This window comes from Constrictibacter sp. MBR-5, from assembly GCF_040549485.1.
GTDB lineage: Bacteria > Pseudomonadota > Alphaproteobacteria > JAJUGE01 > JAJUGE01 > Constrictibacter.
Window position 1 is genome coordinate 295,009 of the sequence record NZ_JBEPTK010000005.1, and the last position, 23,907, is coordinate 318,915.

Here is a 23,907-nt window from a genome sequence, read left to right on the forward strand (position 1 = left end):
GCCCTTAGCCGGTCTGTTCGAACAGCTCCCGCCCGATCAGCCAGCGGCGGATCTCCGACGTGCCGGCGCCGATCTCGTAGAGCTTGGCGTCTCGGAGCAGGCGGCCGGTGGGATAGTCGTTGATGTAGCCGTTGCCGCCCAGGCACTGGATCGCCTCCAGCGCCATCCACGTCGCCCTCTCGGCCGTGTAGAGGATCACGCCGGCGGCGTCCTTGCGGGTCGTGTCGCCCCGGTCGCAAGCCTTTGCCACCGCATAGGCGTATGCCTTGGCGGCGTTCAGCGTGACGTACATGTCGGCGAGCTTCGCTTGCATGATCTGGAATTCACCGATCGCCTGGCCGAACTGCCGCCGCTCGTGCAGGTAGGGGACCACCACGTCCATGCACGCCTGCATGATGCCCAGCGGTCCGCCTGACAGGACCAGCCGCTCATAGTCGAGGCCGCTCATCAGCACACGTACGCCCTGGTCGACGCTGCCGAGCACGTTCTCCGCTGGGATCTCGCAGTCCTGGAAGATCAGTTCGCAGGTGTTCGAGCCGCGCATGCCGAGCTTGTCGAGCTTCTGGGCCGTGGAGAACCCCTTGAAGCCCTTCTCGACGATGAAGGCGGTGATGCCGCGTGCGGCGGCATCGGGCGTGGTCTTGGCGTAGACGACCAGGACGTCCGCGTTCGGCCCGTTGGTGATCCACATCTTGTTGCCGTTCAGCACATAGCTGTCGCCGCGGCGGTCGGCGCGCAGGCGCATGCCGACCACGTCCGACCCCGCGCCGGGCTCGGACATGGCCAGGGCACCGACATGCTCGCCGGCGATCAGCTTCGGCAGGTAGCGGCGCTTCTGCTCGACCGTGCCGGTGCGGCGGATCTGGTTGACGCAGAGGTTGGAGTGCGCGCCGTAGGACAGGCCGACCGATGCCGAGGCGCGGCTGATCTCTTCCATGGCCACCAGATGCTCGGTGTAGCCCATGCCGGCGCCGCCGAACTCCTCCTCCACCGTCACGCCGAGCACGCCAAGCGCGCCGAGCTTGCGCCACAGGTCGGCCGGAAACTCGTTCTCGCGATCGATGTCCGCGGCCCGCGGCGACAGTTCGTCGGCGGCGAAGGCGGCGACGCTCTCGCGCAGCATGTCGGCGGTCTCGCCGAGTGCGAAGTCGAGGGAGGGCAGGGCGTTCGGCAGCATCGGCGTCTCCGCGCGTCGTTGGCCCGAATCTAGCGCCGATCGCGCCCGCCGGCCATGCGCCCGGGTGGCGCGCGGCGAGAGCGTTAACGATTTGGTCCCCTTTGTCCGTATAGCTTAAGCCGCTGAACCCGTAGCGCACTGCGGTTTTTCTGACCGATGTCACGCAAAAAGCCGAGCATCCTGCTGGTCGAGGACACCCCGCCGCTGGCGCGCGCCTATCGCGCCTACCTGCAGGGAGAGCCCTATCACGTCGAGCATGTCGAGACCGGCAAGGCCGCGATGGCGAGTCTCGAGCGTGGCTACCCCGACGCGCTGGTGCTCGACCTGCAGCTTCCGGACATGAACGGGCTGGAGATCCTGAAGCAGCTCCATGGCAAGCCTGGCGCTCCCGGGGTCGTCGTCATCACGGCCAACGGCTCGGTCAACACGGCCGTGGAGGCGATGCGCGAGGGCGCGGTCGACTTCCTCGTGAAGCCGTTCACAGCCGAGCGTTTGATCTACACGCTCCGCAATGTACTGGAGCGCCAGCATCTCACCCGGATCGTCGAGACCTACCGCACGGAGATCGACCGCCGCTCCTACGCCGGCTTCGTCGGATCGTCCCTGTCGATGCAGGCGGTCTACCGCACCATCGATGCCGCGTCGGCGAGCAAGGCGACGATCTTCATCACCGGCGAGAGTGGCACCGGCAAGGAGGTCTGTGCCGAGGCGATCCATCAGAAGAGCCCGCGCCGGGATGCGCCGTTTGTGGCCATCAACTGCGCGGCGATCCCGAAGGAGCTGATGGAAAGCGAGATCTTCGGCCATGTGAAGGGCGCCTTCACCGGCGCCATCGGCGATCGCGAGGGTGCCGCGGCGCGCGCCGACGGCGGCACGCTCTTCCTGGACGAAGTCTGCGAGATGCCGCTCGACCTGCAGGTCAAGCTGCTGCGTTTCGTCCAGCTCGGCAGCTTCATGAAGGTTGGCGGCACCGAGATGCGCCAGGTCGACGTGCGCTTCATCTGCGCGACGAACCGCGATCCGCTGCACGAGGTCGAAGCGGGCCACTTCCGTGAGGATCTCTATTACCGGCTGCACGTCATCCCGCTGCACATGCCGCCGCTGCGCGACCGCGAGCGGGACGTGCTCGACCTCGCCAACCATTTCCTCGCGTCGTTTGCCGCCGAGGAGGGCAAAGCGTTCCAGGGCTTCGCTCCCGACGTGGAGGCTCTGCTGATGACCTACGACTGGCCGGGCAACGTCCGGCAGTTGCAGAACGTGCTGCGCAACATCGTCGTGCTCAACGAGGGCGCGGTCGTCGAGCGCGACATGCTGCCCGACCTGCTGCTCAGGAGCGCGCCAACCGTCACGGTCCATCGCCAGCCGGCCGGCCAGCCGCACACGGACACCCCCGGCGGCATCCGGCCCCTCGCCGTCGTCGAGCGCGAGGCGATCGAGGCCGCTGTCCAGGCGGCCGGCGGCAACATTCCTCGCGCCGCCGCGCTGCTCGAAGTCAGCCCCTCGACCATCTACCGGAAATTGTCGCGCTGGGAAGAGCAGGTCGCCTGACGCCCGGGCCGTCCCGGTCGTCATTTCAGTACTCGTGACGCCCGTCACCTCGCTGCAGGATGCCCGGAACTTCGATCTGCCAAAGGAGTTTGCTCCGTCGACATGGGCGTGCGTTGTCGCGCCCAGTGATGGAGGTTTGGCGATGAACGTCAGGACAGGTCGTGGCAATCTACTCGTCGGTACGGTACTCGCCGCAGCACTGGGTTTCGCGGCACCCGCTGCTGCGCAGTCGACGACCGGTTACGGCGGCGGCTACGGGGCCGCGCCGTACGATTCCGGCACCTATTCCGCCGGAACGTCGGGCACGATGCCGGCACCCACAGCGCCCTACAGTTCTTCTCGCTACGGCGCGCCGGCCTACGAAGCTCCGGCGGCCTCGCTGTCGTCCTCCGGCGGCCGGACGGGTTCGGCGGACGGTATGATCGAGCGGCAGACCGTCGGCGGACTGATGCGCGGCGAGACGGCGCCGCCCGACGCAGTGCGCGATCCCGCGCTCTGGGCACAGTGGCAGAAACACGGCCAATACGAATACGACCGCGGATACGAGGCCGGGCGCCGCGATGCGATGGAGCATATGCGGAGCAGCATGGCCAACGACCGCGATTCCCAGTCGCCGATCACGCTGGCGCCCGCGCCGTCCGGCCCGCAGCACACCTATACGCGGATGTCGGAGCGGTACGATGGACCCCGCGCCGACGGCCCCCGGTATGACGGTGCACCCATCGGTGCTCAGGAGCCCTGGTGGGCGACGAGCTGGGACCGCATGGCGAGTAGCGACTGGCCGCGGCTGAGCGAGGAGATCCGGCGGCGCTGGCCGCAGCTGACGGGCTACGACGTGGAGCGGATCCGGGGCGAGCGGTCGATGCTCCTGACCGTGCTTCAGGATCGCTACAATCTGTCGAACGAGCGTGCCCACGAGCAGGTGGTCGCCTGGCAGCAGCAGCTGCGCGGGTAGACGGCTCGCGAAATGCAAGAGGCCCCCGTCGCTGCCGCGGCGGGGGCCTTTCGCGTCTACATGCCGAGCTTCATGCGCGTGTCGCTGTCGAGGTGACCGCTCACCGGCAGGTCGTTGCGCGACTGGAAGGCCATCAGGGCCTCGCGGGTTCGCGGGCCCATCGCGCCGTCGACCTTCAATCCCGCGCCGTCCTTGTTCAGGGCCCGCTGCAGATCGCGGACATCGGCGCGGCTCATCGAAGCGCCCATTCCGCTGCGGTGCTGGCCGCTCGACGACATGCCGGCCGCCGGGGGCGTCGGTTTGCCCGTCACCATGGTCGCCAGGGGGTTGGTGTCGCCACCGATCGGCCGGGATACCTTGGCCCCGTGTTCGACGACTTCTTGCGCCGAGCGGCTCTGCGCCGACGCTGCGCCCGACAGTGCGAGCCCGACCAGCATCGTGCAGACGAGGCCGACCGGCTTCGCCGCATTGCCCATCCTGATTTGATACAGCGCCATCTTGATCCCTCCCGAGGCGGCCGCAGCCGACAGCCGGCTGCGCAACCGAACCAGCAGTAGTCCGGTCAGGGAAAGGGGGCTGTGACGGGCTTCACACCGGATGACGATGTCGCGTCACCGGCATGCTACTCGCGCAGGTCGTCCCACAATTCCTTGACCTTTGCGAAGAACCCCTCCGACTCGGGACTGTTCCCGTTGCCGCTGCCGACCGCATCGAACTCGCGGAGAAGTTCCTGCTGCTTCTTCGTCAGGTTGCGGGGCGTCTCGACGATCGCCTCGACATACATGTCCCCGACGGAGCGGCTGTTCAGAATAGGCATGCCCTTGCCGCGCAGGCGGAACTGCTGACCGGTCTGCGTCCCGGGCGAGATGGAGACCTTGGCGCGCGATCCCTCGAGTGTCGGCACCTCGATCGAGCCGCCCAGTGCGGCGGTGACCATGGGGATCGGCACGCGGCAGTAGATGTTGGCGCCGTCGCGCTGGAACACCCGGTGCGCCGCGATGGTCAGGAAGATGTAGAGGTCGCCCGGCGGACCGCCGCGCAAGCCGGCCTCGCCCTCGCCGGACAGGCGGATGCGCGTGCCGTCCTCGACGCCTGCCGGGATGTTGACCTGCAGGGTCTTTTCGCGCCGCGCGCGGCCGGTGCCGCTGCAGACGCTGCAGGGATTCTGGATGATCTGGCCGGTACCGTGGCAGGTGGAGCAGGTGCGCTCGATCGTGAAGAAGCCCTGCTGGGCGCGCACCCGGCCCTGGCCGTTGCAGGTCGGGCAGGTGACGGGGGCGGCACCGCCTTCGGCACCGCTGCCGTCGCACGCGTCGCAGCTGACCGAGGTCGGGACCTTGATGGTCGCCTGCCGGCCCTTGAACGTGTCCTCCAGCGTGATCGTCATGTTGTAGCGCAGGTCGGCGCCACGCTGGACGCCCTGAGCCCGACGCCCGCCACGCATCTCGCCGAACATCTCGTCGAAGATGTCGGCGAAGCTGGAGCCGAAACCGAAGTCGAAGCCGCCGCGCGGTCCGCCGCCGCCGGAGGCGGCCTGCGCGAAGGCCTCGGGTCCCATGCGGTCGTATAGCGCCCGCTTCTCGGGATCCTTCAGGACCTCGTAGGCTTCGCTGATGTCCTTGAAGGTCTGCTCCGCCTTCTCGTCGCCCGGATTGCGGTCCGGGTGCCACTTCATCGCGAGCTTGCGGTAGCTCTTCTTGAGCGTCTCGGCGTCAGCGCTCCGCGGTACGCCGAGAATCTCGTAATAGTCACGCTTCGCCATGCGCCGTGTCACCAAGCTGTCTCGACCCGCTCGCAACGACCCCGGCTGGCGCTGGAGCGCCGGCCGGGGTCAAAGCGGGCTAGGATGACCCCGAGGGGTCGGTCGACATGCGCGCCGCTCAGGCGGAGCGCTTCTTCTTGTCGTCGTCGACTTCCTCGAACTCGGCGTCGACCACCCGATCGTCGCCCGAGGTACCGCCGGCCGGGCCGCCCGCGTCGGGACCGGCACCGCCGTCACCGCCCGCCTGCTCCTGCTGGGCCTTGTACATGGCCTCGCCGAGCTTCATGGACGCCTGCGCGAGCGCATCGGTCTTGGCCTTGATCTCGGCGAGGTCGTCGCCTTCCTTCACGGCCTTCAGGGCGTTCATCGCATCCTCGATGGCGCTCTTCTCGGCCGGCGGAACCTTGTCGCCATACTCGGCGAGGTTGCGCTCGGTCGAGTGGTAGAGGGCTTCCGCCTGGTTGCGGGCCTCCGCCAGTTCGCGCCTAGTCTTGTCCTCCTCGGCGTGCGCCTCGGCGTCCTTGACCATCTTCTCGATCTCGGCGTCGCTCAGGCCACCCGAGGCCTGGATGCGGATCGCCTGCTCCTTGCCGGTCGCCTTGTCCTTGGCCGACACATTGACGATGCCGTTCGCGTCGATGTCGAAGGTGACCTCGATCTGCGGCACGCCGCGCGGCGCCGACGGCAGTCCGACCAGGTCGAACTGGCCGAGCATCTTGTTGTCCGCCGCCATCTCCCGCTCGCCCTGGAAGACGCGGATGGTCACGGCCGTCTGGTTGTCCTCGGCGGTCGAGAAGGTCTGGCTCTTGCGCGTCGGGATCGTCGTGTTGCGCTCGATCAGGCGGGTGAACACGCCGCCCAGCGTCTCGATGCCCAGCGACAGCGGGGTCACGTCGAGCAGCAGGACGTCCTTGACCTCGCCCTTCAGCACGCCGCCCTGGATCGCGGCGCCGATGGCGACGACCTCGTCCGGGTTGACGCCGCGGTGCGGCTCACGGCCGAAGAACTGCTTCACCGCCTCGATGACCTTCGGCATGCGCGTCATGCCGCCGACGAGAACCACCTCGTCGATCTGGCCGGCGGACAGGCCCGCGTCCTTCAGGGCCGCCTTACAGGGGCCGATCGTCCGCTGGATCAGGTCGTCGACCAGCGCCTCGAGCTTGGCGCGGGTCAGCTTGATGTTCAGGTGCTTCGGGCCGGACTGGTCCGCCGTGATGAACGGCAGGTTGATCTCGGTCTGCGTCGTCGAAGACAGCTCGATCTTCGCCTTCTCCGCACCTTCCTTCAGGCGCTGAAGGGCGAGCTTGTCGCCGCGCAGGTCGATGCCCTGCTCCTTTTTGAACTCGTCGGCGAGGTAGTCGATGATCTTCTTGTCGAAGTCCTCACCGCCGAGGAAGGTGTCGCCGTTCGTCGACTTCACCTCGAACACGCCGTCACCGATCTCCAGCACGGAGATGTCGAAGGTGCCGCCGCCGAGGTCGTAGACCGCGATCGTGCCGGCATTCTTCTTGTCGAGGCCATAGGCAAGGGCGGCCGCCGTCGGCTCGTTGATGATGCGCAGGACGTTCAGGCCCGCGATCTTGCCCGCGTCCTTGGTCGCCTGGCGCTGGGAGTCGTTGAAGTAGGCCGGAACGGTAATGACGGCGTCCGTCACCGTCTCGCCGAGATGCGCTTCCGCGGTCTCCTTCATCTTCTGCAGGATGAAGGCGCTGATCTGGCTCGGCGCATACTTGGTGCCGCCCACGTCGACCCAGGCGTCGCCGCCGTCCGACTTGACGATCTTGTAGGGCACCATGCCCGCGTCCTTCTGCGTCACCGGATCGTCGAACCGGCGACCGATCAGCCGCTTGATCGCGAAGAGCGTGCGCTCCGGATTGGTGACCGCCTGGCGCTTGGCAGACTGACCGACGAGACGTTCGTCGTCCGACGTGAAAGCCACCATCGACGGCGTCGTCCGTGCGCCCTCACTGTTCTCGATGACGCGGACGTCCTTGCCTTCCATGACCGCGACACACGAATTCGTCGTGCCGAGGTCGATGCCGATGACTTTGGCCATTCTCGACTACCTCATTTCTAGAAGCAGGTTTGCGGAGCCCTGAACAGGCGCTGCCGAAAACCCCTGTTGGCGATTGGGCAACGGCCCTGAGCGATGCCGGGTATATATGCACGCTCCCAAAGCGTACAAGGCGGGGGCCGGGGTGGTACCGGGGGCCGGATCGGCCCGATGCCGCCTCGCGAACGCTGCAACGCGACAGGCAGGCTGAGTAAGCGTGATGCACGGAACCGGCGCCGCACTGAATCTCGCCATCGGTATCGCGGTGGGGGCAGGGATCGGATTGGCGCTCGGCGATGTCGGGCTCGGCATCGGCCTCGGCATCGCGATCGGTATCGCGATGAACATCGCCGCCAAGGGAGGCGGAGGCAGATGATCTGCCCCCGCCTCCTCAGAGCGACCGTCGCCTAGGCCGCCAGATCGAAGAGCAGGATCTCGGCGTCGGCGCTCGCCTCGATCCGAAGGTCGCGCTCCTCCGAGACCGCCGCCGCGTCGCCCTGCGCCAGTTCGGTCCCCTGCACCGTCACGCTGCCCCGCGCCACCTGCACCCAGGCGTGGCGGCCCTCGGCGATGGCATGCGTCACGCTGTCGCCCGCTGCCAGGCGTCCGATGTGAAGTTCGGCGTCCTGGTGGATCGTCACCGCACCATCGCGGCCGTCGCGAGCGGCGACGAGGCGCAGCCGGCCGCTCAGCTCTTCGGGCGCGAACCGCTTCTCCTCGTAGCCGGGGGTAAGGCCGGCGCGCTCCGGCAGGATCCAGATCTGCAGCAGGTGCACCGGCTCATCCTTCGAGGCGTTGAACTCGCTGTGCAGGATCCCGGTCCCGGCCGTCATGCGCTGCACGTCGCCGGGTCCGATCACGGAGCCGTTGCCCAGGCTGTCGCGGTGGGCGAGGGCGCCCTCCAGCACCCAGGTCACGATCTCCATGTCGCGGTGCGGGTGGGTGTCGAAGCCCGCTCCCGGCGCCACCCAGTCCTCGTTGATCACGCGCAGGTCGCTGAATCCCATGTGCGCGGGGTCGCGGTAATGGCCGAAGGAGAAGCTGTGGCGGCTGTCCAGCCAGCCGAAATTGGCCTTGCCCCGTTCCTCGCTGCGTCGAATCCTGATCATCGTCGTCTCCTGATGCTCGGTTGCTCCAGAAGATGGTCAGGCCCGGATCGTCAACAATCGACCCTGCGGGAAGCAGATCCGTTCCAGATCGGAAGCAATCGGGCGGTCAGCGCCTCAGCCGCCGATCAGCTCGCGCCACTCCTCCTCCGACACCACCGTCACCCCCAGCTCGCGCGCCTTCGTGGCCTTCGATCCCGGCTTGCCGCCGACGACCAGATAGTCGGTGCTGCCGGACACCGACCCGGCGACCTTGGCGCCGAGACTCTCGGCCCGCGCCTTGGCCTCGCTCCGGCCCATGCTCTCCAGCGTGCCGGTGAAGACCACCGTCTTGCCGGAGATGGGCGAGGTCGCCTGCGGTGCCTCCACCGCCGTGACGGTGATCTCGGACAGCAGGTCGTCGAGCAGCCGCCGATTGTGCTCCTCTGCGAAAAAGGCCGTCAGGTCCTCAGCGACGCTCGGTCCGATCTGGTCGATGGCGATCAGGTCCCGCCGCGCCGGGCTTTCGGGGTCGAGCGCGCCCATCATCGCCTCCATCCAGGCGCCGACGGTGCCGTAGTGCCGCGCCAGCAGGCGCGCCGTCGCCTCGCCGACCTGTCGGATGCCCAGGGCATAGATGAACCGGTCGAGTCCGATCGTCCGCCGCTGCTCTATCGCGTCGACCAGCTTCGTCACCGACTGCCGGCCCCAGCCTTCGCGCGACTCCAGCGCGTCCGTCCTGTTCTTCAGGCGGAAGATGTCGGCCGGCGACTTGATCAGCTCGTCTTCCCAAAAGGCGAGGATGTGCTTCCGGCCCAGGCCCTCGATGTCGAACGCGGCGCGCGAGACGAAATGCTTCAGCCGCTCCACCGCCTGCGCCGGGCAGATCAGGCCGCCGGTACAGCGCCGCACGACGTCCTGCGTCCCGGTTTCGGGATCGGTCTGCCGCACGGCGAGGCTGCCGCAGGCGGGGCAACGGTCGGGAAAGACGAAGGGCACGCTGTCCTTCGGCCGTTTCGCCGGGACTGCGGAGACGACCTGCGGGATGACGTCGCCGGCGCGCTGGATGACGACGGTGTCGCCGACGCGCACGTCCTTGCGCGCGATCTCGTCCTCGTTGTGCAGGGTCGCGCGCCGCACCACGACGCCGCCCACCGTCACCGGCGCCAGATAGGCCACCGGGGTGAGGGCGCCGGTACGGCCGACCTGGATCTCGATCCGCTCCAGCACGGTCTCCGCCTGCTCGGCGGCGAACTTGTGCGCGATCGCCCAGCGTGGTGCGCGGCTGACCATGCCGAGCCGCTCCTGCCAGTCGAAGCGGCTGATCTTGTAGACGACGCCGTCGATCTCGTAGTCCAGCCCGGCGCGGGCCTCGCCGATCTCCCGATAAAAGGCCAGCGCCTCGTCGGCCGACGTGCAGCGCCGGACCAGTGGGTTGACCGGAAATCCCCAGGCCTTCAGCCGCTCCAGGAACGCCCACTGGCTGTCGCCGGCGGGCTCGCTGATCTCGCCCCAGGAATAGCCGAAGAAGCGCAACTTCCGCCTCGCGGTGACCGACGGGTCGAGCTGGCGCAGCGATCCGGAGGCCGAGTTGCGCGGATTGGCGTAGAGCGGCTCGCCCGCCGCCTCGCGCGCCTCGTTCATGTCGCGGAAGTCATGGCGGCGCATGTAGATCTCGCCGCGCACCTCCAGAACGTCCGGCGCGTCGCCCTTCAGCCTGCTCGGTATGTCGCCGATCGTGCGGATGTTGGCGGTGACGTCCTCGCCCTGGGTGCCGTCGCCGCGCGTGGCACCGAGCACGAGCCGGCCCTTCTCGTAGCGCAGCGAGATCGACAGGCCGTCGATCTTCGGCTCGGCTACCATCTCGACGGGCTCGTCCTCGCCGAGGCTGAGGAAGCGCCGCACCCGCGCGACGAACTCGTGCACCGCATCGGGGTCGAACGCGTTCTGCAGCGACAGCATCGGTCGGGCATGCCTGACGGTCCGGAAGCCCTCGGCCACCGGCGCCCCCACCCGCTGCGACGGGCTGTCGTCGCGGATGAGGCCAGGAAAGCGCGCCTCGATCGCCTCGTTGCGCAGCCGCAGCGCGTCGTATTCCGCATCCTCCACGGTCGGCGCCGACTCGACATAGTAGCGCCTGTCATGCGCGGCGATCTCCGCCGCCAGCCGCTCCAGCTCGGCCGCCGCCTGCTCGTCGGTCAGATCCTCGACGGCAATCCGATCGAACGTCTTCACCGCCGCCCCGCACTGCATGACATCGTCGACTTCCCCGAATGATTCAGGCGTTTTCCGCGGCGAGCAGGCTGTCCGCCGCGGCGCGGGCCGCGTCGGTGATCCGGGCGCCGGACAGCATGCGGGCGATCTCCTCGCGGCGGGCGAGGGGATCCAGCTCCTCGACGTCGGTGACCGTGGTCGCTCCGACCCGCTTCGCCACGTGCCAGTGCCGCCCGGCACGCGCCGCTACCTGGGGCGAATGCGTCACCACCAGTACCTGGACGGTCTCCGCCAGCCGCGCCAGCCGTTCGCCCACCGCGGCGGCGACGGCGCCGCCGATGCCCGCGTCGACCTCGTCGAAGACCAGCGTGTCGGCGCTGCCGGAGCGCGAGAGCACCACCTTCAGCGCCAGCATGAACCGGGCGAGTTCGCCGCCCGACGCGATCCGCGCCAGCGGCCCGTGCGGCGCGCCGGGATTCGTCGCGACCTCGAAGGCGACGCGGTCGGCCCCCGTCGGACCCCAGCCCGTCTCCGGCAGTTCCTCGATGCGGGTGCGAAAGGCGGCCTTGTCCAGCTTCAGCGGCGACAGTTCCGCCGTCACCGCCTTGTCCAGGCGCTTCCCTGCCTTGACGCGCGCGACGGAGAGTGCTGCGGCTGCGTCCCGGTAGCGTGTACGCGCCGCGTCGGCGGCGGCGCGCAGCCGGTCGAGCGCGATGTCGCCGCCTTCGAGTGCCTCGAGCCGCTCGCGCAGCGCCGCATGCAGTGCGGGCAGGGCATCGGGCTCGACCCCGTGCTTGCGCGCCACGCCGCGCAGGGCGAACAGCCGTTCCTCCACGTCCTCGGCTCGCCCGCCGTCCGTTTCGATGCGGCTGCTCGCCGCCTCGATGCCGGCGGTCGCCTCGGCGAGTTCGATGGAGGCGCGTTCCAGGGCGGACAGCGGCTCGTCGAGCAGGCCGCCGGTCATCTCCGCGACCCGCTCCAGCGCGCGCTGCGCCGCACCGATCGCCGCCGCCACCCGATTGTCCTCGCCGAGGGCCGCACCGGCGGCGTTGAGCGCCTCGACGATGCGCTCCCGGTTGACCAGCGTGCTGCGCAGGTCGGCCAGTTCGGTTTCCTCGCCAACGCGCGGTGCCAGGCTGTCCAGCTCTTCCAGCGCCGCCCGCAACAGCTCCTCGTCGCGACGTGCGGCATCCGCCTCGCTGCGCGTCCGTTCCCAGGCGTCGACCGCCCCGCGCCAGTTCCGCCACGCCGTATCGGCCGCTGCCAGCGCCGGCTCGTGGGCGCCGAAGGCGTCGAGCAGTCCGCGGTGGCTCGCCGGATCCATCAGGCCGCGCGTGTCGAACTGGCCCTGGATCTCGACCAGCGCCTCGCCGACCTGCCGCAGCAGGCCGACGGATACCGGCTCGTCGTTGATGAAGGCGCGGCTCCGACCGTCCGGCGTCACGATCCGGCGCACGATCATCTCGTCGGCGGGAAGGTCCTGTTCGGCGAGAAGCGCGAAGACCGGGTGGTCGGCGGCGAGGTCGAAACCGGCGGTGACGACCGCGCGCTCGGCTCCGGCCCGAACCAGCCCCGCGTCCGCACGGGCACCCAGCGCCAGTCCCAGTGCGTCCAGGAGAATCGACTTGCCGGCACCGGTCTCGCCGGTGAGCGCGCACAATCCGCGCGCGAAAGTGAGATCGAGGCGCTCGATGAGGACGACATCCCGTATGGACAGCGTCGTCAGCATGCTCCGATCAGAAGACGCTGTTCCAGGCGCGGCCCAGCAGGCCGGGCTGTTCGGACGGTGGCCGTACGTCCTTGCCTTCCAGCAGCGCGTAGCTGTCCATGTACCACTCGCTGCCAGGATAGTTGTGCCCCAGCACGGCCGCCACGCGATAGGCCTGATCCTTCAGGCCGAGCGCCAGGTAGGCCTCGGTCATCCGGTGCAGCGCCTCCGGCACGTGGGTCGTCGTCTGATACTGCTCCACGACCTTCTTGAACCGGTTGATCGCCGCCAGCCAATGCCCGCGCTTCAGATAGAAGCGGCCGATCTCCATCTCCTTGCCGGCGAGATGGTCGCGCGTCAGGTCCAGCTTCAGCTTCGCGTCGCGCGCATAGTCCGTGTTCGGGAAGCGGCGAATCACCTCGTCGAGGGCGTTGAGCGCCAGTTCGGTCGAGCGCTGGTCGCGGCCCACGTCGGTGATCTGCTTGTAGTAGGTCAGCGCCTTCAGATAGTAGGCGAAGGCGATGTCCGGGCTGCCGGGATGGAGCTGGATGAAGCGGTCGAGCGCCACGATCGCGTCGTCGAAGGAATCGTTCTCATAGTGCGCATGCGCCGCCATGAGCTGAGCCTTCGTCGCCCAGACCGAATAGGGATGCTGCCGCTCCACCTCGTCGAACAGGCGCGCTGCCGTGGCGTAGTTGCTCTGGTCGAGCGCATCCATTCCCTCGTTGTAGAGCTCCTCGACCGGGCGCTCCACATACTTCGGCTCGTTGCTGGTGCTGCCGCACCCGGCGATCAGGAGCGAGACGGCGACAGCCGCGGCGAGACGGACGACGCGACGGGTGGGCTGGGACGGGTGCATGAGTCTGAACGTCTCTCCGACTGCGAAGCGGCGGCCGCGCCGTTCCGATAGGCGTGGCTCGAACGGGCCCCACCACCGCCCGTCGTCACCGGGCTGCTGTATAGCATGGAGCTTCCGCGGCACCAAAGATGGGCAGCGCGTGGGCCCGCGTCCATCGTCCGCTCAAGTATCGCGCTCCTTATCTTCCGGCCCGAACGATCAGGCCGCTCGCCGGGCGGGCCGGCATCCGCGCGAGGTCGATGTGCAGATCCTGCTCCGGCACGGCGTAGCTCGTCTCGGTGCAGAGGAGGCGCACCGTCCGCTCCAGGACGGCGTTCGTCACCCATTCCCCGGCACAGCGATGGCCGGCGAAATGGTCGCCGCCACCTTGCGGGACGAGTGCGTTGGCGCGCGGCTGCACGCCGTCGAAACGCTCCGGCCGGAAGGTTTCCGGCTCGTCCCACAGGCGCGGGTCTCGATTGGTGCCGTAGAGGTCCAGAAGCGCCCACGTCCCTGGCTGCAGGGTTTCGCCACGCCACGTGACGGGCTCGCGTACGAGGCCGCCGACGAACGGGAAGAACGGGTAGAAGCGACGGGTCTCCAGGACGAAGGCGGCGACCTCGGCGTCCGTCCCGTGCGCCACCCGTTCCCTCTGCCGCGGATCGCGGTGCAGTGCGAGCGCCGCAAAGACGATGTAGCGGCCGATGGCCACGGTCGGGCGCAGGAGGTTCAACAGTTCGACCGCCGCCACGCGTTCCGGCAGCAGCGACCCGTCGTCGTCGCGATGCAGCGCGAAGGCCCGGAGCGGGCTGTCCTCGCGGGCGATGTCGGGCTCGGCCCGTACAGTGCGGACGAGGGCTCGCGCCCACCGCTCCGTGCGGGCCCGCAGCAGCTGGGCGCGCCAGTTACGCGGCCCGACGGATCCGGCGCCGTCGATCATGGCGCTCAGCTCCCGCGTGAGGCGGCTGGCGCGGTTCGCGTCCAGCGGCACGCCCGCCCAGCGGCAGACTGCCCGGCAGAGGACCTGCTCGGCCTCGTCGAGCAGTACGACCGTTTCGCCGGCCTGCCACTGCCCCGTGCGTGCACGCCACGCGTCGGCCACCGCCGCGACGAGGCCCTCCGTGCTGGCCGGCGTCATCAGCGCCATGAACATGCGCTTGCGACGGCGGTGGGCGGGGCCGTCGAGTCCCTGGACGCTGCCCTCGTCCTGAAGCAGCCACAAAGCCGACTTCGGCGTGGCGCCCCGGCGGGTCATCCGGTCGCCTTCGTAGAAGAGCGCGGCCGCCTCCTCGCCGATCATGCAGGTGACCGGTCGGAGCATCAGGCGCGTCCGCACCGTGTCGCTGCCGTAGCGGCGGCAGCGGTTGGAGATGAAGCGGTAGCCCTCCGACAGGAGCGCAGGCGTCGCATCGAAGGCGCGGTCGCGCGGAATTCCGTCCATGAACCCTTCGGCGGCGCGCCGGCCGCCCGTCGCGGCCGGTCCATCCTCTCAATGGATGACCGCCGCTGCGGTTCCGCCGGACTCAGATCTGGTCGTCCGCCAATGCCATCACGGAGCGGCCGCCGCGTTCGATTGGGGCCAGCAGCGCGGTCCCCGTCGGCACGATGTGTTCCGCATAGAATCGTGCGGTCACCAGCTTCGCCTCCAGGAATCCCGGATCGCCTTCGCCCGCTTCCATCTGGCGCAGCGCCGCCAGTGCGCCCTTCGCGAGCAGCCAGCCGCCGACGACGGTCCCGGTCAGGCGGAGATAGTAGGACGCCCCGGCTGCGGCGGCGGCCATGTCGTCGCGCGCGATCTCGATCAGGGCTTCCGTCGCGCGTTCGAGCGTGCCGATCGCGGTGTCGAGGGCCAGCCGTATCACCTCGATGTCGTCACCGCGTCCGGCGGCGAGGTCGGCATCGAGGCTCCGCATCTCCGCGATGAGGCTGCGCATCGCCTCGCCCCGGTCGCGCATCAGCTTGCGGCCGAACAGGTCGAGCGCCTGGATGCCGTTGGTGCCTTCGTAGATCGGCGCGATCCGTGCGTCGCGATAATGCTGTGCCGCACCCGTCTCCTCGATGAAGCCCATGCCGCCGTGGATCTGCACGCCGATCGAGGCGACCTCGACGCCGACATCGGTCGACCAAGCCTTGACCACCGGGATGAGAAGGTCGACCCGTGCCTGGATGGCGCGGCGGCGATCCGCGTCGGGGTCGCGGCGCGCACCGTCCAGCCCGGCGGCGGCGTAGTAGGCGAGGGCCCGCACCGCTTCCGTCTGCGCGCGCATCGTCATCAGCATGCGGCGAACGTCGGGATGGCGGATGATCGCGGCGGGGGCGTCGCCGCCCTTGCCCGAGGGGTCGCGCCCCTGGGTCCGCTCGTGCGCGTAGGCGCGCGCCTGCTGCAGCGCCCGCTCGGCGATCGCGACGCCCTGCAGGCCCACGCCCAGCCGCGCATTGTTCATCATCGTGAACATGTACTCGATGCCGCGGCACTCTTCGCCGACCAGATAGCCGATTGCCCCGCCACCGTCGCCATAGGCCATGACGCAGGTTGGGCTCGCATGAATCCCGAGCTTGTGTTCGATCGACGCGACACGCAGGTCGTTGCGCTCGCCGGGCGAGCCGTCGGGCTTCGGCAGGTATTTCGGCACGATGAAGAGCGAGATGCCCTTCACGCCGGGCGGTGCGTCCGGCGTGCGCGCCAGCACCATGTGGACAATGTTGTCCGTCAGATCGTGCTCGCCGTAGGTGATGTAGATCTTCTGGCCGGTGATCCGGTAGTGGTCGCCCTCCCGGACGGCGCGCGTGCGCAGCGCGCCGACGTCCGAACCCGCCTGCGGCTCGGTCAAGTTCATGGTGCCGGTCCATTCGCCGGAGATCATCTTCGGCAGATAGGTCGCCTTCTGCGCGTCGGAACCGTGCGCCGTCAGCAGGTCGACGGCCCCCTGGGTGAGCAGCGGGCAGAGCGAGAAGGACAGATTGGCCGACGACCACATCTCGTTCAGCGCCGTCGAGACCAGCCAAGGCAGGCCCTGGCCGCCGAAGCCGGGCTCGAACGGAACGCCGTTCCAGCCGCCCGCGACATAGGCGTCATACGCTTCCTTGAACCCGCTCGGGGTGCGGACGACGCCGTTCTCCAGGCGCGCGCCGTCCTGGTCGCCCGAATGGTTGAGCGGACCGAGCACCTCGCCGGCCAGCTTGCCGGCCTCCGCAAGGGCCGCGTCCACGAGCTCCGGCGTCGCTTCCTCGCAGCCGGGCAGCGCGGCCACGGAATCCAGTCCCGCGATCTCGCGCAGCACGAAGCGCATCTCGTCGATGGGCGCGCGATAGTCGGACATGCCGTTCTTCTCCTGGCGAGCGTTTCCCCATCAAGTGCCGTGGCAGCCGCGCTTCGTCAACGTGATCACGCATGTGTGCGCTGGATCACACCCCTCGGCCCTTGGGCGGTGGATCATGCTGGTGCAATATCTGTCGTTAATCATTGACAGATTTGCGTTCCCCGGGGGCGGGGTATTGGGGGAGGGGGTCACGAGCGGCACGTCTGCCGAGCTACCGCAGTGTATTGCGGACGACAGGTTGCGGCGCCTGTACAACTATTGGGATGGGTTGCGCGGTGCGCGCATCTGCCCCTCCCGTCGGGAGGTGGACCCTCTCCAGCTTCAGTTCATTCTGGGAAATCTGTCACTCATAGACGTACTCGCCGACAGCGGTGACTTCCGCATCAGGCTTCATGGAACCGAGCTGGCACGCCGATCGGGCCGCGAGCTCACGGGTCTTCTGCTGTCGGATCTGACATCGGAGGATTTCCGCGACCGTGCCGCGGTGCATTTCGCCCAGGTTGCGACGACCGCGGCGCCGCTCCACGTCCGGGACGAGCGGATCATCGACAAGCGACCAGTGATGTACGAGTGCGTCATGCTGCCGCTGTCGGAGAACGGGATGTCCGTCGATACGCTCCTGAACGGGATCATCTACCTCTAGCGCCGGTTCAGTCCGCCCCCGGGCGCCGGCGGATCGTTTGTCGGACTCACCGCCGCCGGGGACGTGGTGCGGATATGGTTCGGCACGAAGCGGCTCACGGGGACCTTCAGGTTGCGCACCCGCCCGTCCGCATAGACGCGCTTTCCGTAGAGCAGCCGCTTGCCCTGTCCCACGCGGCGCAGGTTCTCTATGACGAAGCGATGCACCGCCCCGTCGTTCGCCGCCCACGCATTGATCAGGATGCAGTCGCCGGCATTGGAATCCTCCGCCTTCAGCGGATGCGTCCCGGCCAGCCAGCGGTCTGCCTTGTCCTCGGTGGTCACCGCCCAGCCCAGGAAGCCGACGATCGTGCCGCCGCGGACGACAAAGAAATAATGACCTCGATTGACCTGGCCGGTCAGGATCCGCGACCAGTGACCGAACGACAGCCGCGCGAACGCCGGCTTCGTCATCAGGTAGCTGACCGTCCGGCCGAGGGCCCTGTAGCGGTCGCGATCCTGGATGGCGCTGAGTGCCGTGGAGGATGCCGGATCGGCCGTGGCGGTCGGCGTTTCGGGCCGCATCGGCATCAGCCTCGCGCCGCTTCGGCGCCGGCAGCAAAAGGCGAAGGCGCGGGTGCCGGCCGGTAGCGGGCGAGCAGGGTGATCGGCGCGCCGCCGTAGTCGACTTCGCCCTCGGCGACGAATCCAGCCCGTTCCAGCACCCGCCGCGATGCCGGGTTAGCGGGCCGCACCAGGCCCACGACGCGCGTCGCCTCCAGCGGCCCGAAGGCGACGGCGACCGCTTCGTTCACGAACGCTGTCGCATAGTCTCGCCGCCAGCTGTGCGGGAACAGGTGGTAGGAGATGTTCAGGCCTTCGTATCCGGTCCTGCGGGTGAGGCCGCCGAAACCGATCGTTCGTCCGTCCGCGGCGATCGTCCAGGTGCCGAACCGGTGCTCCCGCCAATGATCGAGCGCCCGATCGAGCCGCGCGCGACTGACGTCCGGCGGATCCACGGCGGGCTGCGGCCGGTGCGCCACCGTCTCCGGCAGCGCGAACAGCGCGGTCAGGTCCGACAGGTCGTCCGGCCGGATCGGGCGCAGGTGGAGCCGCTCCGTGGTCCGGCTGGCGACGTCGCTCATCGCAGGTTACCGCCGCGGCCCGGTCGCCCATGCCCCTGCCGTAGGCGGCTCCGCGGGGGCATCAATGCTCCGCGTCCGGCACCACCTTGCCTGGGTTCATGATGTCGTTGGGGTCGAACGCGTCCTTGATCCGCCGCATCAGGTCGAGCGCCACCGGGCTCTTGTAGTGCGCCAGTTCGCCCCTCTTCAGGCGGCCGATGCCGTGTTCGGCGCTGATGCTGCCGCCCATCGCGACGACGATGTCGTGCACCGCCTCGTTCAACTCGTACCAGCGTGCCAGATAGGCCTGCTTGTCCGCGCCCACCGGCTGGGTGACGTTGTAGTGGATGTTGCCGTCGCCGATGTGGCCGAAGGGGCAGGGGCGGGCGCCGGGGATGGTCTTCTCGACTGCCTTGCCCGCTTCCTCGATGAAGGCGGCGATGCGCGACACGGGCACGGACACGTCGTGCTTGATGCTGCCGCCCTCGGGGATCTGGCCTTCGACCACCGCCTCGCGGATCCGCCACAGGTCCTTCACCTGCTGCTCGCTCTCGGCCAGCACCGCGTCGAGCACCAGCCCTTCCTCCATCGCGGTCGCCAGCACCTCTTCCATGATCTCGCGCAGGCCGCTGTCGGCGCGGCCGGCGCCGGCGCGCATCAGCGCGTAGTGCTCGTAGCGCTGCTCGAACGGGTCCCGCACGCCCGGGATGTGCTTGGCCGCGAGATCGATGCAGAAGCGCGCCATGTACTCGAAGGCGCTGACTTGGTCGCCCGTGCCGGACCGCACGCGCGACAGCAGGTCGACGACGCCGGGCAGGGAGGAGACGGCGCACATCGCGGTCACCTCCTCCTTCGGGCGCGGGAACAGCTTCAGCACGGCGGCCGTCACGATGCCCAGCGTGCCTTCGCCGCCGATGAACAGCTGCTTCAGGTCATAGCCGGTATTGTCCTTGCGCAGCCGGCGCAGCCCGTCCCAGATCCGACCGTCCGACAGCACCACTTCGACGCCCAGAACGAGGTCGCGCATGTTGCCGTAGCGCAGCGTGTTGATGCCGCCGGCGTTCGTCGCGATGTTGCCGCCGATCTGGCAGCTGCCCTCCGCCCCCAGGCTGAGCGGGAACAGGCGGTCGGCATCGGCCGCGGCCTGCTGGATGTTCTGCAGGATGCAGCCCGCCTCGACCGTGATCGTGTAGTCGAGCGTGTCGACCTCGCGCACCTTGTTCATGCGCGACAGGCTGAGGATGATCTCGCGGCCCTGCTCGAACGGGATGGAGCCGCCGCACAGGCTGGTGTTGCCGCCCTGCGGCACGATCGGCACCCCGGCCTCGGCGCAGAGCTTCACGACCTTCGCCACCTCTTCGGTCGATCCGGGCCGCACCAGCAGCGGGGAGGCGCCCTTGTAGAGGCCGCGCATCTCGACCAGGTGCGGCGCCATCTCGGCCGCGTCCGTGACGATGCCACGCTCGCCCACGACCGCGCGCAGGCCGGCGATCAGGCGGTCGGGAAGCGGTGCGGGAGCGTCCATGCGCGTGCGCTTTCTGGCTGGAATGATCCATTTTCCTGCCTGCGCATGTAACGCGTTGCCGTTCGCGCGGCAAGCAGTCGGCGGGAGCCGCCGCCGCCGCCGGGCCTCCCGCCGGGTTGACTTGTACGGACATAGTGCGGACCCTGCCGGAACAAGCAACAGAACAATCCGGGAGGGATGGATGATGCGCACTCTTAATGGGATGGCGTGCCTGATGGGGGCCGTCGCCGCCGCGGTCTGCATGGCTGGGGCGCCCGCACTGGCACAGCAGGCGGGAGGCACGCTGAGGGCGCAGCTCTTCGGCAATCCGCCGTCGCTCTCGATCCACGAGGAATCGACGGTCGCGACGATCTTCCCGATGATGCCGGTGATGTCGAACCTGGTCGTCTACGACCAGCACGAGCCGCAGAACAGCCTGGAGACGATCCGCCCCGACCTCGCCGAGAGCTGGTCCTGGAACGACGACAACACCGCCGTCACCTTCAAGCTGCGGCAGGGGGTGAAATGGCACGACGGCGCGCCGTTCACCGCCGCGGACGTCAAGTGCACGTGGGACATGCTCCAGGGCAAGTCGGAGGCCCGCAAGCTTCGCCGCAACCCGCGCGAGATCTGGTACCACAATCTGAAGGAGGTGAAGGTCGAGGACGACTTCACGGTCACCTTCGAACTGGGCCGCCCGCAGCCGGCGTTCCTGGCGCTGCTCGCCTCGGGCCAGTCGCCGGTCTACGCATGCCACGTCCCGCCCGCCGACATGCGCACCAAGCCCATCGGCACCGGCCCGTTCAAACTGGTCACGTACCGGCAGAACGAACGGCTCGTGCTGGAGAAGAATCCCGACTACTTCAAGAAGGGCCTGCCCTACCTCGACGGCATCGCCTACCAGATCATCTCCAGCCGTTCGACACGCCACCTCGCGTTCATCGCGGGCGAGCACGACATCACGTTTCCGACGGACGTGACGGTGCCGACGCTGAAGGACCTGAAGGCGCAGGCGCCGAACGCGCAATGCACCCAGCGCCTGAACAACAACGCGTCCAACATCCTGGTTAACCAGGAAGCGCCGCCCTTCGACAATCCCGACCTGCGGCGCGCCCTGGCGCTTACGCTCGACCGCGACGCCTTCAACGAGATCATCAACGAAGGGCAGGGCGGCATCGGCGGTGCCATGCTGCCGCCGCCGTCCGGCCAGTGGGGCCTGCCCGACGAGATCCTGAAGCAGATTCCCGGCTATGGCGGCGACGTCGAGAAGAATCGCGACGACGCCCGGGCGATCATGGAGAAGCTCGGCTACACCGAGAACAGCCCGCTGAAGATCAAGGTCATAACCCGCAACATCGCGAGCTATCGCGACCCCGCGGTGATCTTCATCGACCAGTTGTCGAAGATCAACATTCAGGCCGAACTCGAGATCATCGATTCTGCCGTCTACTACAGCACGATCACCGCCAAGCGATTCACGGTCGCGATGAACATGACCGGCTCGGCGGTCGACGATCCGGACCAGCATTTCTACGAGAACTATGCCTGCAACTCGATCCGCAACTACAACGGCTACTGCAACAAGGAACTCGAGACGCTGTTCGACAGGCAGTCGATGGAGCCGGACCAGCAGAAGCGGCGTGAGATCGTCTGGCAGATCGACCGCAAGCTCCAGGAGGAGGTCGCCCGCCCGACGCTCTACCACCCCGTCGGCATCGGTTGCTGGCACCCGCAGGTGCAGAACTACACGGTCCAGATCAACAGCATCTACAACGGCTGGCGGTTCGAAGACCTCTGGCTGAAGCGGTAGGACCACCGTCGCGCGGAGCCTGGCGGCCTCCGCGCGACAGGGCCGTCAGGTCACGCGGTGCCCAGGCGCCCGTCCCGCCGTCGGCGCGCCAGCAGCGCCCAGGCATAGACGCCGGCCAGCAGCACGGCGCCGACCGCGTCGGTCTCCCAGCCCGGATCGAGGAGGCCGAAGGCACCGACGAAGAGTGCCGCCCGCGACACGATGCCGATCCGGCCGACGCCGTAGAGCCAGCCCTCGGTCGACGACGCCAGCAGCCAGACCGCGATGACGGCGGTGGTCACGTCGTGGACGATGGCGCCGGGCTCGCCGATCAGGATCAGCGTCGGGTTCAGCACGAACAGGAAGGGCAGGAAGAAATTGATCAGGCCCAGCCGCATCGACTGCATGCCCGTCGTGAATGGGTTCGACTTCGCGATGCTCGCCGCGGCGATGGCGGCCAGCGCCACCGGCGGCGTGATGAAGCTGATCAGGCCCCAGTAGAGGATGAACAGGTGGCTGGCGATGGCGTTCAGGCCGCCGTCGATCAGTGCCGGACCCAGCACGATGGCCAGGAAGATGTAGCAGGCGCTGGAGGTCATCCCCATGCCGAGCACGAAGCTGGTAATGGCGCCGAAGATCAGCAGCAGGTGCACGTTGCCGCCGGCGAACTGCAGCAGTTCGCGGGAGAAGGCGCCGCCCACGCCGGTATAGGACAGCGAGCCGACGATGAAGCCGACGCCCGCCAGGATGGCGACGATGTTCACGACGTTGCGCGTCGTGTCGAGCAGCAGTTCCCGTGCCGCCGCGATGTTGAACCGGTTCTTCCGCCGCAGCGATGCCGTCAGGACCAGTGCCACGGTGGCGATGTAGGGTGCCACCGCCTCGGCGCGCAGTTCGAGCAGCAGGTAGGTCAGCAGCGCGATCGAGAAGAGATAGTACCAGCCCTCCTTCACGACCGGGCCGATGCGCGGGATCTCGCTCGCCGGCTGACCCTTCAGGCCGTGCACCGCGGCGTAGTGATCGGCCTGAAGGATGAGCGCCAGATAGTAGAGCAGGGCGGGGACCAGAGCGGCGAGCATGATCGTGCTGTAGGGCACGTTCAGGAACTCGGCCATGATGAAGGCGACCGCGCCCATCACCGGCGGCATCAGCGCGCCGCCGGTCGAAGCGCACGCCTCCACCGCGCCTGCATAGCTCGCCGGATAGCCGATCCGCTTCATCGTCGGGATGGTGATCTGGCCGGTCGTGACGACGTTAGAGATGACGCTGCCGGAGAGCGAGCCGAAGAAGCCGCTCGACAGCACGGCGACTTTCGCCGGGCCGCCGCGCGATCGGCCCATCAGCGCCATGGCGAGCGACATGAAGAACTCGCCGCCGCCGGTAACGACGAGGGCCGAGCCGAACAGCAGGAAGCCGACCAGCAGGTTGGCGACCGTGCGCATCGGCACGCCGATGATGCTCTCGACGCCCATGACGTGCGAGCGGACCGTCTCCTCCACCGACATCGCCGGGCCCCAGAGGAAGCCGGGCATGACGTCGGCGAACAGCGGATATGTCATGAACAGGGCGCAGAGCCCGAACAGGACGATGCCGCCAGCCCGGCGCAGCGCCTCCAGGGCGAGCAGGCAGACGGCGCCCGCCAGGATCGTCGCGTCGTCGGGGGCGTTGATGTCCCAGCCCTCGGCGACGATCCGGCCGCCATGCCAGGCGAGCCATAGTGCGGTCCCGGCCGTCGCGGCGAACAGCAGCCAGTCGTACCACGGCACGTGCGTGGCATCGGCCTTGCGCGCCGGATAGAGGATGAACGTCAGAGACAGGAACAGTGCCAGCAGGATGTAATAGAAGGACGTGTCGAGGATCAGGATCCCGAAGAGCTGCAGGTTGAACGTCTGGTTGACCGTCAGCAGCACGCCGCTGCCGCCGAGCACCAGCACGATCGCCAGTACGAAGCCCTTCACCCTGCCGGCGTCGGCCGGCCCGACCTCCGAGGCGCCGAGCACCTCGAGGACAGCCGAGGACGCGCCGCTTTGCTGCGTCATCTGCGTTTCGCTCCCAATGAAATACGAAAGGCGGTCGCACGCGCCGGCCCGGAACGGGCTCTTGGCGGCTGTATCTGCGCGCGACGGGCGGGTCGTGGCCCGCCTTCACTCCTCCGGAGGATGCCTATGTGCGGGAGCTAACGGCAAACCGGGTCGCCGATCAATCGGAT

General features: G+C 68.4%; 19 protein-coding genes. 5 read left to right on the plus strand and 14 right to left on the minus strand.

Going from position 1 to position 23,907, the window contains the following annotated elements; all coding sequences use genetic code 11:
- Positions 1-4: 4 nt before the first annotated feature.
- A complete protein-coding gene (locus ABIE65_RS13625; protein WP_354078336.1) occupies positions 5-1,177 on the minus strand; it encodes an isovaleryl-CoA dehydrogenase in 1,173 nt (390 codons plus the stop codon).
- Positions 1,178-1,333: 156 nt separating this feature from the next.
- Here ABIE65_RS13625 and ABIE65_RS13630 point away from each other — a divergent pair, with 156 nt between their 5' ends.
- Together ABIE65_RS13630 and ABIE65_RS13635 are read left to right on the plus strand one after the other, a co-directional pair.
- Positions 1,334-2,725: a sigma-54-dependent transcriptional regulator gene (locus ABIE65_RS13630; protein WP_354078337.1), complete on the plus strand. Its 1,392-nt coding sequence runs from the start codon at positions 1,334-1,336 to the stop codon at positions 2,723-2,725.
- A 142-nt stretch (positions 2,726-2,867) separates the two neighbouring features.
- Positions 2,868-3,680 (plus strand): CsbD family protein, encoded by an 813-nt coding sequence (locus ABIE65_RS13635; protein WP_354078338.1) that lies wholly within the window; start codon positions 2,868-2,870, stop codon positions 3,678-3,680.
- Between the two features lie 56 nt (positions 3,681-3,736).
- Here the strand turns inward: ABIE65_RS13635 and ABIE65_RS13640 are convergent, their stop codons facing one another.
- The 3 genes from ABIE65_RS13640 to dnaK all read right to left on the minus strand — a co-directional run bounded on the left by ABIE65_RS13640 (position 3,737) and on the right by dnaK (position 7,498).
- Complete coding sequence (locus tag ABIE65_RS13640; RefSeq protein ID WP_354078339.1) at positions 3,737-4,222, minus strand: peptidoglycan-binding domain-containing protein; 486 nt, start codon at positions 4,220-4,222, stop codon at positions 3,737-3,739.
- Positions 4,223-4,302: 80 nt separating this feature from the next.
- Complete coding sequence (gene dnaJ / locus ABIE65_RS13645) at positions 4,303-5,442, minus strand: molecular chaperone DnaJ (protein ID WP_354078340.1); 1,140 nt, start codon at positions 5,440-5,442, stop codon at positions 4,303-4,305.
- Between the two features lie 118 nt (positions 5,443-5,560).
- Positions 5,561-7,498: a molecular chaperone DnaK gene (dnaK, locus tag ABIE65_RS13650; RefSeq protein WP_354078342.1), complete on the minus strand. Its 1,938-nt coding sequence runs from the start codon at positions 7,496-7,498 to the stop codon at positions 5,561-5,563.
- Positions 7,499-7,715: 217 nt separating this feature from the next.
- Here dnaK and ABIE65_RS13655 point away from each other — a divergent pair, with 217 nt between their 5' ends.
- Entirely contained in the window at positions 7,716-7,871 is a 156-nt protein-coding gene (locus tag ABIE65_RS13655; RefSeq protein WP_354078343.1) for a hypothetical protein, read from the plus strand.
- Positions 7,872-7,902: 31 nt separating this feature from the next.
- Here ABIE65_RS13655 and ABIE65_RS13660 read toward each other — a convergent pair whose 3' ends face one another.
- The 6 genes from ABIE65_RS13660 to ABIE65_RS13685 form a co-directional block, all read right to left on the minus strand.
- Positions 7,903-8,604, minus strand: coding sequence for a pirin family protein (locus tag ABIE65_RS13660; RefSeq protein ID WP_354078344.1), 702 nt, complete (start codon positions 8,602-8,604; stop codon positions 7,903-7,905).
- A 114-nt stretch (positions 8,605-8,718) separates the two neighbouring features.
- Positions 8,719-10,833, minus strand: coding sequence for an NAD-dependent DNA ligase LigA (gene ligA / locus ABIE65_RS13665; protein WP_354078345.1), 2,115 nt, complete (start codon positions 10,831-10,833; stop codon positions 8,719-8,721).
- Positions 10,834-10,858: 25 nt separating this feature from the next.
- Positions 10,859-12,523 (minus strand): DNA repair protein RecN, encoded by a 1,665-nt coding sequence (gene recN / locus ABIE65_RS13670; RefSeq protein ID WP_354078346.1) that lies wholly within the window; start codon positions 12,521-12,523, stop codon positions 10,859-10,861.
- A gap of 7 nt (positions 12,524-12,530) precedes the next feature.
- Positions 12,531-13,361 carry an outer membrane protein assembly factor BamD gene (locus ABIE65_RS13675; protein WP_354078347.1) on the minus strand — a complete coding sequence of 277 codons (831 nt, stop codon included), beginning with the start codon at positions 13,359-13,361 and terminating at the stop codon, positions 12,531-12,533.
- Positions 13,362-13,539: 178 nt separating this feature from the next.
- Entirely contained in the window at positions 13,540-14,781 is a 1,242-nt protein-coding gene (locus ABIE65_RS13680; RefSeq protein WP_354078348.1) for a cytochrome P450, read from the minus strand.
- Positions 14,782-14,863: 82 nt separating this feature from the next.
- Positions 14,864-16,660 carry an acyl-CoA dehydrogenase gene (locus ABIE65_RS13685; RefSeq protein WP_354078350.1) on the minus strand — a complete coding sequence of 599 codons (1,797 nt, stop codon included), beginning with the start codon at positions 16,658-16,660 and terminating at the stop codon, positions 14,864-14,866.
- On the opposite strand from ABIE65_RS13685, the gene ABIE65_RS13690 reads away from it, so the two are divergent.
- Positions 16,659-17,303 carry a PAS domain-containing protein gene (locus ABIE65_RS13690; RefSeq protein ID WP_354078351.1) on the plus strand — a complete coding sequence of 215 codons (645 nt, stop codon included), beginning with the start codon at positions 16,659-16,661 and terminating at the stop codon, positions 17,301-17,303. The two genes, ABIE65_RS13685 and ABIE65_RS13690, sit on opposite strands and share 2 nt — an antisense overlap.
- Here the strand turns inward: ABIE65_RS13690 and ABIE65_RS13695 are convergent.
- From ABIE65_RS13695 to ABIE65_RS13705, 3 genes are all read right to left on the minus strand, one after another.
- Positions 17,300-17,866 (minus strand): toxin-activating lysine-acyltransferase, encoded by a 567-nt coding sequence (locus ABIE65_RS13695; RefSeq protein WP_354078352.1) that lies wholly within the window; start codon positions 17,864-17,866, stop codon positions 17,300-17,302. The genes ABIE65_RS13690 and ABIE65_RS13695 overlap by 4 nt on opposite strands.
- Before the next feature lie 5 nt (positions 17,867-17,871).
- Entirely contained in the window at positions 17,872-18,426 is a 555-nt protein-coding gene (locus tag ABIE65_RS13700; protein WP_354078353.1) for a GNAT family N-acetyltransferase, read from the minus strand.
- A gap of 61 nt (positions 18,427-18,487) precedes the next feature.
- The gene (locus tag ABIE65_RS13705; protein ID WP_354078354.1) at positions 18,488-19,930 is read right to left on the minus strand and encodes an FAD-binding oxidoreductase; all 1,443 of its coding nucleotides are present in this window, start codon (positions 19,928-19,930) and stop codon (positions 18,488-18,490) included.
- A 181-nt stretch (positions 19,931-20,111) separates the two neighbouring features.
- Here ABIE65_RS13705 and ABIE65_RS13710 point away from each other — a divergent pair, with 181 nt between their 5' ends.
- Positions 20,112-21,719 carry an ABC transporter substrate-binding protein gene (locus ABIE65_RS13710; protein WP_354078355.1) on the plus strand — a complete coding sequence of 536 codons (1,608 nt, stop codon included), beginning with the start codon at positions 20,112-20,114 and terminating at the stop codon, positions 21,717-21,719.
- A gap of 50 nt (positions 21,720-21,769) precedes the next feature.
- Here ABIE65_RS13710 and ABIE65_RS13715 read toward each other — a convergent pair whose 3' ends face one another.
- A complete protein-coding gene (locus ABIE65_RS13715; protein ID WP_354078356.1) occupies positions 21,770-23,737 on the minus strand; it encodes a TRAP transporter permease in 1,968 nt (655 codons plus the stop codon).
- Between the last annotated feature and the right edge of the window lie 170 nt (positions 23,738-23,907).